Annotated in this window: 10 protein-coding genes and 1 tRNA gene; 3 read left to right on the forward strand and 8 right to left on the reverse strand. The window is 69.2% G+C overall.

The features are described 5' to 3' along the window. Nucleotides 1–294 precede the first annotated feature (294 nt). The 8 genes from AC1DCJ_RS12550 to AC1DCJ_RS12585 all read right to left on the reverse strand — a co-directional run bounded on the left by AC1DCJ_RS12550 (nucleotide 295) and on the right by AC1DCJ_RS12585 (nucleotide 7399). A tRNA-Asn gene (locus tag AC1DCJ_RS12550) sits at nucleotides 295–371 on the reverse strand. A gap of 69 nt (nucleotides 372–440) precedes the next feature. Further along, nucleotides 441–911 carry a 23S rRNA (pseudouridine(1915)-N(3))-methyltransferase RlmH gene (rlmH, locus tag AC1DCJ_RS12555; RefSeq protein WP_038687106.1) on the reverse strand — a complete coding sequence of 157 codons (471 nt, stop codon included), beginning with the start codon at nucleotides 909–911 and terminating at the stop codon, nucleotides 441–443. A gap of 84 nt (nucleotides 912–995) precedes the next feature. Next, nucleotides 996–1400, reverse strand: coding sequence for a ribosome silencing factor (gene rsfS / locus AC1DCJ_RS12560; RefSeq protein WP_478071132.1), 405 nt, complete (start codon nucleotides 1398–1400; stop codon nucleotides 996–998). 97 nt (nucleotides 1401–1497) lie between these two features. After that, nucleotides 1498–2163 carry a nicotinate-nucleotide adenylyltransferase gene (nadD, locus tag AC1DCJ_RS12565; RefSeq protein WP_141058968.1) on the reverse strand — a complete coding sequence of 222 codons (666 nt, stop codon included), beginning with the start codon at nucleotides 2161–2163 and terminating at the stop codon, nucleotides 1498–1500. A 5-nt stretch (nucleotides 2164–2168) separates the two neighbouring features. Further along, nucleotides 2169–3206, reverse strand: coding sequence for a DNA polymerase III subunit delta (holA, locus tag AC1DCJ_RS12570; protein WP_478071098.1), 1038 nt, complete (start codon nucleotides 3204–3206; stop codon nucleotides 2169–2171). A 25-nt stretch (nucleotides 3207–3231) separates the two neighbouring features. Further along, nucleotides 3232–3831 (reverse strand): LPS-assembly lipoprotein LptE, encoded by a 600-nt coding sequence (locus AC1DCJ_RS12575; protein WP_137191772.1) that lies wholly within the window; start codon nucleotides 3829–3831, stop codon nucleotides 3232–3234. Nucleotides 3832–4015: 184 nt separating this feature from the next. Next, nucleotides 4016–6655 (reverse strand): leucine--tRNA ligase, encoded by a 2640-nt coding sequence (leuS, locus tag AC1DCJ_RS12580; RefSeq protein ID WP_478071099.1) that lies wholly within the window; start codon nucleotides 6653–6655, stop codon nucleotides 4016–4018. Nucleotides 6656–6793: 138 nt separating this feature from the next. Continuing rightward, a complete protein-coding gene (locus tag AC1DCJ_RS12585) occupies nucleotides 6794–7399 on the reverse strand; it encodes a DUF998 domain-containing protein (protein ID WP_137191774.1) in 606 nt (201 codons plus the stop codon). Between the two features lie 130 nt (nucleotides 7400–7529). Here AC1DCJ_RS12585 and trxA point away from each other — a divergent pair, with 130 nt between their 5' ends. The 3 genes from trxA (at nucleotide 7530) to AC1DCJ_RS12600 (ending at nucleotide 11878) form a co-directional block, all read left to right on the forward strand. Further along, nucleotides 7530–8387 (forward strand): thioredoxin, encoded by an 858-nt coding sequence (gene trxA / locus AC1DCJ_RS12590; protein ID WP_313426412.1) that lies wholly within the window; start codon nucleotides 7530–7532, stop codon nucleotides 8385–8387. Nucleotides 8388–8591: 204 nt separating this feature from the next. Further along, entirely contained in the window at nucleotides 8592–10256 is a 1665-nt protein-coding gene (locus AC1DCJ_RS12595; RefSeq protein ID WP_478071100.1) for a FecR family protein, read from the forward strand. Further along, the gene (locus AC1DCJ_RS12600; protein WP_478071101.1) at nucleotides 10253–11878 is read left to right on the forward strand and encodes a CHASE2 domain-containing protein; all 1626 of its coding nucleotides are present in this window, start codon (nucleotides 10253–10255) and stop codon (nucleotides 11876–11878) included. The genes AC1DCJ_RS12595 and AC1DCJ_RS12600 overlap by 4 nt, the downstream gene beginning before the upstream one ends. Nucleotides 11879–11926: the final 48 nt, after the last annotated feature.

An 11926-nucleotide genomic window follows, 5' to 3' on the forward strand; every position in this document is an offset into this window, starting at 1 on the left:
CGGTCGGCTCTACCCGTTTGGGGGGCGGTTTTGATCATTGCCGTGCTTCGCGCGGCCAGCCGACCAACGGTCGGCTCGGCCCCTTTGCGCTATGTGGTCGGTACCACCTGGCGTTGGTTTCGATCATTGCCGCGCTTCGCGCGGCCAGCCGACCAACGGTCGGCTCTACCCCGCCTTGCGCCATGTGGTTGTTGCCGGTTGGCGTTGGTTTGGATCATTGCCGCATTGCGCGCGATGCCACCCCGGATGGCGGGCAAAAAAAAACCTCGCATCGCTGCGAGGCTTCTCAAAACTTGGCGCCCGAAGTTGGACTCGAACCAACGACCCCCTGATTAACAGTCAAGTGCTCTAACCGGCTGAGCTATTCGGGCGGGGTGCGCATTGTAGCCCGTTTTTCACAGGATGTAACCCGTTTTCGCAGGTTTTCTTCAAGCCCGTTGTCAGGCGCGATGGTACGGGTGGTTGGCCAGCATCGCCGCCGCGCGATACAGCTGCTCGGCCACCACCAGGCGCACCAGCATGTGCGGCAACGTCAGCGGACCGATCGACCATTTTTCATCGGCCAACGCGGACACTTCGGCCGAATGTCCTTCAGGACCACCGATCAGGAAGGCCATGTCCCGGCCCTGCCCGCGCCAATGCTCCAGCCGCTGGGCCAGCTGTTCCGAACTGAGCTGGCGGCCCGGCACATCCAGCGCGACCACGTAGGCATTCTTCGGCAGCGCGGCAATCACCCGCTTGCCTTCATCGTCGGTGGCCCGGCGCGCGTCGCGGCCCTTGCCACGCAGGCCCGGTTCGATCTCCACCAGTTCGAAGGGCAACCAGTGCGACAGACGCTTCTGGTACTCGGCAAAGCCCTGCGCCACCCAGGCGGGCGCACGTTCGCCGGTGGCGATCAGCCTGGCTTTCATCTGCAGTCTCCCGGCATCTGCGGCGATACCGTTGAAATGACAACGGCGCCATCGGCGCCGTCATCGTGTCCGCGACGCAACGCTTCAGCGTGCGCCGTGGCCGTACTCGTCGCCTTCATCGGCGTCGTCGTCCAGCAGGCTCGGCGGCTGGTCGCCGACGGTCCACAGGCGCTCCAGCGCGTAGAACTCGCGCACGCGCGGCAGCATCACGTGCACCACCACGTCGCCCAGGTCGACCAGCACCCACTCGGCTTCTTGCTCGCCTTCCACACCCAGCGGCATCACGCCCAGGGCCTTGGCGAACTTGACCACCTCATTGGCAATCGACTTCACGTGGCGGCTGGAGGTGCCCGAGGCGATCACCATGTAATCGGCGACGCTGGACTTGCCGATCACATCGATTTCGACAAGATCCTTGGCCTTGAGTTCTTCGGTGGCCTTGCGCACGCACTCCAGCAGCTGCGCGTTGGAGGGTGCCGGGTTCGGCATCTGGACCTTGATGGTCTGGGGCTGGGCTTGGTTGCTCAAAGCGGGTGAACTCGATAAATGTGGGGCCGATTATACGGGCCCGAGGCCCCGCGCGTATTCACACCCGCCGGGCGCCGTACAGGCCACGGTCGGCGATGTAGTCGGCCACGGCCGGTGGCAGCAGGCTGCGCCAGTCTTCGCCGGCGGCGATCCGGGCGCGGACGGCACTGGCCGATTCCTCGCGCAGGGGGGTCTGGAGGCGCAGCACGCGCCCGGCCGGGGCGCCCAGCAGCGCGCGCTCGTGGTCGGCCCAGCGCCCGGCCAGGGCGGCCTCCAGCGCCGGTGGCAGGGCCTGCTCCAACGGGCTCCCCGGGCGGTCGGCCACGATGAAGTGCGCCAGCCCGAACAGGGCCTCCCAGTCATGCCAGCCGGTCAGGCCCAGCAGGCTGTCGGCGCCCACCAGCCACGCCAGCGGCTGATGCGGCCCTAGCTCGGTGCGCAGCTCGCGCAGAGTGTCGACCGTGTAGGACGGCACCCCGGGCTGGCGCGTCGACCGTTCCAGCTCGCGCAGGTCGAGCAGCAGGCCCGGCTCGTCGCCGATCGCCAACGCCAGCATGTGTGCCCGCTGCCCGGCATCGGCGCCCGGCGCGGCCCGGTGCGGCGGGTCGGCCGCGGGCAACAGGCGCACGGCCACCTGCAACTGGTCGCGCGCCGCGCGCGCGATGGCCAGGTGGCCCAGGTGCACAGGATCGAAGGTACCGCCGTAATGAATGCGCAGACCCATGCCGCTCAGGCGCGGGCCAGCAGGCGCACGGCGCGGGCCTCGGCCACGGCCAGCAGCAGGCGTTCCAGCCCGAGCCACGGGTCGCCGTCGGCACGGCCCTTGGCCATGCGGTCGACCAGCCCGGCCTCGGCCACGAAACGCTCCCAGCGCTTGGGTTCGGGATGCCGCTGCAGGGCGCGCTTGAACGGCGCCTGCCGCGATTCCCAGATTCCCCGGCTCTTCATCTCGGCGGCCAGGTTGCCGCCCCGGGCCTGCACGCGGGCCAGCCCGGCGGTGGACAGCAGCTCGCGGATGACCATCGGGGTCAGCGCCGCCACCGCTTCGCCCTCGCCCCGCAGCCCGGCCAGCATGCGCAGCACGGCCACCGGCTGCCCCGAGAACGTCGCCTCGAGCAGGCGGAACACGTCATAGCGGGCGGCGTCGGCCACCAGCGACTCCATGGTGTCCACGTCCAGGGTCTGCCCGGCGGCCAGCAGGGCCAGCTTGTCGATCTCCTGCGCGGCGGCCAGCAGGTTGCCTTCCACGCGCTCGGCCAGACGCTGCACGGCGGCCGGTTCGGCGCGCAGGCCCTTGCTGCGCAGGCGGCGTTCGATCCAGTCCGGCAACTCGTGCGGTTTGATCGCCCAGGCCACCGACAGCACGCCGACGCGGTTGACCGCCTCGGCCCACTTGCCCTGGTGGGCCTTGCTCCATTCGTTGCAGGTGATCAGCAGGATCACGTCCGGCGCAGGATTCGCGCAGAACTGGCTGATCACCTCGGCGCCTTCCTTGCCCGGCTTGCCGCTGGGCAGGCGCAGTTCCATCAACCGCCGCGGACTGAACAGGCTGGGCGCGTTGAAGCTGGCCTCGACCTGATGCCAATCGAAATCACGGCCGTCGGCGTCGAAGACCTCACGCTCGTCGATGCCGTCGGCGCGGGCGCGGCCGCGCACCACGTCGGCCGCTTCCAGCACGCGAAGGGTTTCCGGGCCGGCGATCAGATAGACCGGGGCCAATGCCTGGCCGGCCGGCTGGCTGGCGAATTGTTCGGGTCGCAGTTCCATCCTGGCGCCGGTCCGGAGGGACCGGTCAGTGCCCCGGGATGGGCGTAGCAGGGGCTGCCGGCGGCTGCACCGCCGGTTCAACCGGCAGGCTGTCCGGGGTGGCCGGCTTGGCGGGAATGCGGCCTTCCATCTCGGCGCGCACCACGCTGTCGATGCGGCGCATGATCGAGGCCGACATCTCACGACGCAGTTCGTCGGCGAGGATCTCGCGCTCGGTGGTGGTACCGGTGGCGTCGGTCGGCGGGGACACGTAGTCGCGCGACAGCTCGATCACCTGCTGCGGCACCAGCTCGCTGCCATCCTCACGCAGGAACTTGAAGATCACCGCGTAGCGCAGGCTGTATTCCTGGGCGCGGCCCTGGGCATCGATGGCAATCGGCAGATCACCCCAGCGCTCGGACAGCACCTGCAGCTGGGCCGCCTTGGCGGTGTCGTCCGACTCGGCGATCTGCGCACCCGACGACTGCAGCCCGCGGCGCAGCAGCTTGGCCAGCTCGCTGTACGGCGCGGTGGACACCACCTTCACCGCGGCGGTATCGGCCGGCAGCATCAACTTGTTGCGCAGGTGGAAGCCGCAGCCGGCAAGGGACGCGGTCAGGACAAGGGCAAGCAGGAATCGGGTCATGGGCACAGTCTGGGGGAGCCGGGCGGGCGCGGCAACAGGCACTGAAGATGCCCGATGCCGCGTGAACGTAGAGCGGGGCTCTGCCCCGCTCCGGGGGGCGCCGGGTAGAACCCGGCTCTACGGGGGTGCTGCAGCCGGGTGGAACCCGGCTTTACGGCAGCCGGGTAGAACCCGGCTCTACGGATCAGGCAGCCACGATGTTCACGATCTTGCCGGGCACGATGATGATCTTGCGCACCGTCAGCCCGTCCAGGAACTTGGCCGCGTTCGGTTCGGCCAGGCCCAGTGCTTCGATCTGGTCGCGCGGTGCATCGGCGGCCACCTCGATGGTGCCCCGCAGCTTGCCGTTGACCTGCACCGCCAGGGTGACCGCATCGCGCACCAGCGCACTGCTGTCGACCTGCGGGAACGCCTGGTCTTCCAGCAGCGTCTCGCCGTGGCCCAGCAGCTGCCACAGCGCATGGCTGGCATGCGGGGTGATCGGGTTGAGCAGCAGCACGGTGGCCTGCAACGCTTCCTGGCGGACCGCACGGCCCTGCCCGCTCGCATCGTCGAACTTGGCCAGCGCGTTCATCAGTTCCATCACCGCGGCAATGGCGGTGTTGAAGCTGTGGCGGCGGCCATAGTCGTCGCCGACCTTGCCGATGGTTTCGTGGGTCTTGCGGCGCAGCACCTTCTGCTCGGCGCTCAGCGCGGCCACGTCCAGCGCCGGTGCCGGGCCTTCGTCGGCGTGCTTCTGCACCTGCGTCCACAAGCGGCGCAGGAACCGCGCCATGCCATCGACGCCGGCCTCGTTCCACTCCAGCGACTGCTCCGGCGGGGCGGCGAACATCGAGAACAGGCGCACCGTGTCGGCGCCGTACTTGCTCACCATCACCTGCGGGTCCACGCCATTGTTCTTGGACTTGGACATCTTCTCGGTGCCGCCGATCACCACCGGCTGGCCGTCGGCGATCAGGGTGGCGCCGGTGATGCGGCCGCGCTCGTCGCGCTGCACGTCCACGTCGGCCGGATTGATCCAGTCCTTGGAGCCGTCCGGATTCGGGCGGTAGTAGGTCTCGGCGATCACCATGCCCTGGCACAGCAGGTTCTGCGCCGGCTCGTTGCTGTCCACCATGCGCGCATCACGCAGCAGCTTGTGGAAGAAACGGAAGTACATCAGGTGCAGGATCGCGTGCTCGATACCGCCGATGTACTGATCCACCGGCAGCCAGTAGTTGCCGCGCTTGTCGACCGCATCACGGGCACCCGGCGAGGTGTAACGCGCGTAGTACCAGCTCGATTCCATGAAGGTATCGAAGGTGTCGGTTTCGCGCTCGGCCGCGCCGCCGCAGTCCGGGCAGGTGGTCTTGCGCCATTCCGGGTCGGCCTTGATCGGCGACCCGGTGCCGACGAAGTTGACGTTCTCGGGCAGTACCACCGGCAGCTGTTCTTCCGGCACCGGCAACGCGCCGCACTTGGGGCAGTAAATCACCGGGATCGGGCAGCCCCAATAGCGCTGGCGGCTCACGCCCCAGTCGCGCAGGCGGTAGTTCACGCGGCGCTGGCCCTGGGCCTTGCGCTCGAAGCGTTCGGCCAGCGCCTCGAAAGCGCCCTGGAAGTCCAGGCCGTCGAACTCGTCGGAGTTGACCAGTTCGGTGTCACGAGTCTTGTCGCCGTACCAGTCCTGCCAACGGGTGGCGTCGTAGGCGCTTTCTTCCTTGCGCAACGCCTTCAGCGCGATGACCTGGCGGATCGGCAGGCCGTACTTGGTGGCGAACTCGAAGTCGCGCTGGTCGTGGCCCGGCACGGCCATCACCGCGCCGGTGCCGTAGCCCATCAGCACGAAGTTGGCCACCCACACCGGCACCTGGGCGCCGGTGACCGGATGCACGGCGCGCAGGCCGGTATCCATGCCGCGCTTTTCCTGGGTTTCCAGTTCGGCTTCAGACACGCCGCCCTGCTTCATCTCGGCCAGCAGCGCGGCCAGGGCCGGGTTGGACTTGGCCGCGTGCTGGGCCAGCGGGTGTTCGCCGGCGATCGACACGAAGGTCACGCCCATCACGGTGTCCGGACGGGTGGTGAACACGCGCAGCGAATCCAGCGCGCTGCCGTCAGCGTCGCGCACGTCGAACTGGATTTCCAGCCCTTCGGAGCGGCCGATCCAGTTGCGCTGCATGGTCTTGACCGAATCGGGCCAGCCCGGCAGTTCATCCAGGCCGTCCAGCAGTTCCTGGGCGTAATCGGTGATGCGCAGGAACCACTGCGGGATCTCGCGCTTTTCCACCAGCGCGCCGGATCGCCAGCCGCGGCCATCGATGACCTGCTCGTTGGCCAGCACGGTCTGGTCGATCGGGTCCCAGTTCACCACCGCGTTGCGGCGGTAGGCCAGGCCCTTGCGCATCAGCCGGGTGAACATGCGCTGCTCGTGCACGTAGTACTCCGGCGTGCAGGTGGCGAACTCGCGCGACCAGTCCACCGCGTAGCCCATGGCCTTGAACTGGCCCCGCATGTGCTCGATGTTGGCGTAGGTCCACTTGGCCGGCGCGGTCTTGTTCTTGATCGCCGCATTCTCGGCCGGCAGGCCGAAGGCATCCCAGCCCATCGGCTGCAACACGTTGTGCCCGGTCATCCGCTTGTAGCGGCTGATCACGTCACCGATCGTGTAGTTGCGCACGTGGCCCATGTGCAGCGCCCCGGACGGGTACGGCAGCATCGAGAGGCAGTAGTACTTCGGCTTGTCCGAAGTCTCGCTCACCTCGAAGGCACGGGTGGCATCCCAGAACTTCTGGGCGGCGGATTCAACCTGCTGCGGATCGTAAACGTTGGGTTCGACGCTGGTCATGGAAACGCTAGTGCGGCGGCAAAGCGGGACAGGGTACCGCAGTGCGGCATGGGGCTCCAATCGAGCGCAGCTACCCTGTCCCGCAAAGCCCTCATCCCGTTGAATCGCCAAGGGTTTTCCCCGGGCGACCGATTCCGCTCAGCGCAGGCGATGCGCCAATGGCAGCGCCGCGACCAGCCACACCGCCCAGACGGCAAAGGCCAGCCGCTGCGCCAGCGGCGCCGGCATCCAGGCCTGCAGCACGAACGCGGCCAGCACCATGCCCACCGCGCAGCCCAGGTGCAGCAGCGCCTGTGGGCGCCAGCCCGGCACGCGCAGCGCGCCCAGTCCGTACAGCAGCGTGCCCGGCACGAATGCCAGCACCCACACCATCCATGCACTGGCATGGAACTGGCTGGCCGGGCTTTCAATATCGCTGGCGTCCAGCGGCAGCAGCCCCATCGCGGCGAACCCGGCTCCCGCCAGCACCAGCAGCTGCACGCCCACGCGCAGCGTCCAGGGCGCCGTGCGCGGCACCCGCACCAGCAGGCGCAGCGCCACCGCGCAGGCCAGGACACCCGGCAGCACCAGCCCCAGCCAACTGAACGCCTGTGCATGCGGCACGCCGGTGGCGCCCAGCAGCGCCACCGGGTGCGACAGCGCGCGGTACCCGGGCAGCGCCGCACCGAAGCCGACAACCGCCACGACGAATACAAGCGCGGCAAGCGCGCCGATGCCGCGATCGATACGGGGCGAAATGTGCATGAAGGTCTGCCTGGGCCAAAGGGAACGCCGCGCATTGTCACTGGTTTGCGCCGATCCCGGGAGCCGGGGTTGCGTCCCGCAACCTGCGCACCCATACACTGCGTACATCTTTAATCGTTGATTGCCGACCATGAGCGAATTGCCGCACGTCTTCGACGCCACCACCGCCACCTTTGAAACCGAGGTCCTGCAGAAGTCCCTGCAGACGCCGGTGCTGGTCGATTTCTGGGCCAGCTGGTGCGAGCCCTGCAAAACCCTGGGGCCCATGCTGGAAAAGCTGGCCGCTGAGTACCACGGCGCCTTCGAGCTGGCCAAGGTCGACGTGGATGCCGAACAGCAGATCGCGGCGGCGTTCCAGATCCGCTCGGTGCCCACCGTGTTCCTGGTCAAGGGTGGCCAGCTGGTGGACGGCTTCCCCGGTGCGATCCCGGAAGGCCAGCTGCGCGAGTTCCTGGCCCAGCACGGCGTCACCCCGGCCGAACCGGCCGCCGACGCGGTGGCCGAGCCCGAACCGCTGGACCCGCAGGCCCAGGTCGACGTGCTGCGCGCGGCGATCGCCGCCGAGCCGGACAAGGACGAGCTGAAGCTGGACCTGGCACTGGCCCTGCTGCAGACCGGCGGCACCGCCGAGGCCAGCACGTTGATCGATGCGCTGCCGGCCAACCTCGCCACCGACGACCGTGCGGTGCGCGCCCGTGCGCGCCTGGATTTCGCCAACGCACTGCAGGACGCACCGGCGGCCGAAACGCTGGACGCCCGCATCGCGGCCAATGGCGATGACCTGCAGGCCCGCCACCTGCGCGGCGTGCAGTTGCTGCTGGGCGGCGAGGATGAGGCCGCGCTGGAGCAGTTCCTGGCCATGCTGCGCAGCGACCGCACCTTCGCCGAAGGGCTGCCCCGCAAGCTGCTGATCGATGCCTTCAAGGTCATTGCCGACGAGGACCTGGTGGGCCGCTATCGCCGCCGGATGGCATCGCTGCTGTTCTGATCCGGCGCAGGAGGCACCACGTGTTCAGTTACTACGGACGGATGCGCCTCGCCCACATGGAATGTGACGGAAGTCACGTTCAGAAACTCTGCACGGGTCCCGGGCAATAATGCGACCGCTGCGTCCACGACGCCGCGATCCATTCGGGGGGATGAGGTCTGGGCCATGGGGGCCGCACGGCTGAGCCCGCCCAGCAGGGCCCAGATGACCGTGAGTTCGACCCGCTTGCTTCACCCTTGTTCGCTGCCCGCACGCCTGTTGATGGTGGCAGCCCTGCTGTTTTCCGCATTTCCCCTGCTGGCCCAGGACTGGACCTATCGGGTCCGCCCCGGCGACACCCTGTGGGATCTGGGCTCGCGCTACCTGAAACCGTCGGTACCGTGGCAACACCTGCAATCCCACAACCGCGTAAGCGATCCCTACCGGTTGCCGCCGGGCAGCCAGCTGCGTTTCCCGGTGGCGTGGCTGGCGGTGCAGCCTGTCCCGGCCCGGGTGCTGGCCCTGCGTGGGCCGGTGCAGGTTGGCGACGCGGCGCGCGGTGGCCTGCGCGATGTAATCGAAGGCGAGCTGCTCACGATCGGCCAGCATCTGGTCACCGGCGCCGATGCCAGTGTCACCCTCGTCTTTGCCGATGATTCGCGGCTGCAGCTGCGCGAGAACTCGCGGCTGCGCCTGGACCAGCTCAGCCGCTACGGCCACACCGGCATGGTCGACACCCGCGTGCGCCTGCAACAGGGCCGCACCAGCAACCGGGTGACCCCGGCCACCGGTCCGGCGTCGCGCTACATCATCGATGCGCCCACGGCGACCAGCAGCGTGCGCGGCACCGTGTTCCGGGTCAGCGCCGGCGGTGACGGGCGCAGCGCGGCCACCGAAGTGCTGCAGGGCAAGGTGCAGGTCGGCAACCCACGCGGCCAACGCCTGGTCACCCGCGGCCAGGCCACCCGCAGCACATCGCAGGACACCCGACCGGGCGCACTGGAGCCGTTGCTGCCGGCGCCGCGGCTGGATCCGGCGCAGCTGCGCCTGGACCCGTTGCCCGCGCCCGTGGCGTGGACGGCGGTGGACGGTGCCGCGCATTACCGGGTGGAGGTGGTACGTGCCGACCAACCCGAGATCCTGCTGTTCGCGCAGGACACCACGGCCACCACCCTGACCGTGCCCGACCTTGCGCCCGGCACGCTGCGCGTACTGGTCCGCGCGGTCAGCGCCGACGATGTGGAAGGTCTCGACGCCGAACAAGATTTCGAGGTGCGCGATCAACCGCCGCCGCCGTTGACGGTGCGCCCGGTCAACCAGGAAACCGTCAACAGCGCGCGGCCGCGCTTCCAGTGGAGCCAGGTCGACGGCGCCGCGGCCAGCGTGCTGCAGATCGCGCGTGATGCCCAGTTCCTTGACCCCGTGTTGGAGCAGCAGAGCACCAGCCCGCATGCGCGCGCGTCCACCGACCTGGCCCCGGGCGCGTACTTCTGGCGGGTTGCCTCGCGCGATGGCAATGGCCACCGCGGGCGCTTCGGCCACCCGGTGGCGCTCACCCTCACCGATGCCCCGGTCGATCCCGCCCTGCAGCCCCCGCAGGCTGCCAAGGGCCAATTGACGCTGCGCTGGCAGGCCGGTGAAGCCGGTCAACGCTACCGCGTGCAGATCGACCGCAAAGGCGATTTCGCCACCCCACTACTGGACCGCGAGGTCGACCAGCCCGAGGTGTCGCTCAAGCGTCCCTGGCACGGCACCCTGCATGTGCGCGTGCAGTACATCGACGACGACGGCTATGCCGGCCCGTTCTCGCCGGCACAGCAGGTCACGCTGCCCTGCCGCACCTGCTACGGCGCTGGCGGCGGCGCCCTGCTGCTGTGGCTGCTGCTGTGAAACCACTGGCACTGTCGTGGCCGCAGCGGCTGGCGCTGTCGGCGCTGGTGGGCGGCCTGGCCGCCGTCGCCAGCCACTGGCAGTGGTTCTGGCAGCAGGACGAGGCGGTTTACGATGCGTATGTCGGGGCGTGGGACTACCCGCCCGACCCGCGCCTGCTGATCGTGGCGATCGACGACAACAGCCTGCAGCAGATCGGGCAGTGGCCCTGGCCGCGCTCGACCCACGCACGCCTGCTTGACCGCCTCACCGAGGCCGGCAGCGCGCGGGTCGTGCTGGACCTGATGCTGTCCGAACCGGACCGCCAGGATGCGGCGCAGGATGCGGACCTGGCGGCGGCGATCCGCCGCAACGGCCGCGTGGTGCTGCCGGTGCTGGCCGCACCGGCCAGTGGCCCGAACATGGCCGAGGAACTGCTGCCCATCCCGCTGATCGCCGCCAACGCGGCCACGCTCGGGCACAGCGATGTCGAAGTGGACGCCGACGGGGTGGCACGCGGCCTGTATCTCACCGCCGGGATCGGCTCACCGCACTGGCCCGCCCTCGGGCTGGCGCTGGCCGACGCGCGCGGCCCGCTGCCCGGCCTGCGCGATCCGGACCCGGGACAGTCCTCGCCGTATCAGTGGCGACGCGATCACTACGTGCGGGTGCGCTACGCCGGCCCACCCGAACGGTTTCCGCAGGTGTCCTACGTGGACCTGCTCAACGGCGACGTCGACCCGGCGCTGCTGCGCGGGCGGCTGGTGCTGGTGGGCATGACCGCCAGCGGCATCGCCCCGCGCCTGCTCACCCCGACCACGCGCGAGCGCTGGATGAGTGGCAGCGAGTACCAGGCCAACGTCGCCTCCATGCTGCTCACCGACAAGGTCATCACCCTGCCACCCACGCTGTGGCGGGACCTGCTCAGCGGCCTGTTGGTGGCGCTGTGCTGCCTGGGCCTGTCGCTGCCCCGGGCATCGGCCAGCGCGCTGCTGGCCTTGCCGTCCACCCTTCTGCTCAGCTTCGTATTGCTGCGCGCCGGCAACCTCTGGTTTGCCCCCGCTGCGGCGCTGACCGGCATGCTGGCCGTCATCTGCGCGTGGGTGTTGTGGCGGATCAGCGCGTGGCGCCGCCAGGCCAACAGCGATGCACTGACCGGGCTGGGCAACCGCCTGCGTTTCGAGCAGACCCTGCAGCAGGAGCACGACGCCGGGCGTCGCAGTGGCCGCCCGCTGAGCCTGGTGCTGATCGACGTGGACCACTTCAAGCACCACAACGATATGCATGGCCACCAGGCCGGCGACAACGTCCTGCGCCTGATCGCCACCGAGATCGGCGCGCACGCGCGGCGACCGCGCGACATGGCCGCGCGTTTCGGCGGCGACGAGTTCGCGCTGATCCTGCCCGATACCGCGTCCGACGGTGCGGTGCAGGTGATCGAAGACCTGCTGGCACGGGTACGCCTGCTGGAGGTGCCGGGTGCACACGGGCAACGCGTCCACATCACCCTGACCGTGGGCGTGTACACGCGGGTGCCTGCCGCCCGCAGCGAACCGCGGCACTTCTTCGAAGGCGCCGACGCGGCGCTGTACAAGGCCAAGGCCGCCGGGCGCGACGGCTACATCGCCGACGACGGCGACTGACCACGCCACCATACGCTTGCGAATGGTAAGCTGCGCCCCTCGTTCGCA

The organism is Stenotrophomonas sp. 10N36 (assembly GCF_056395005.1).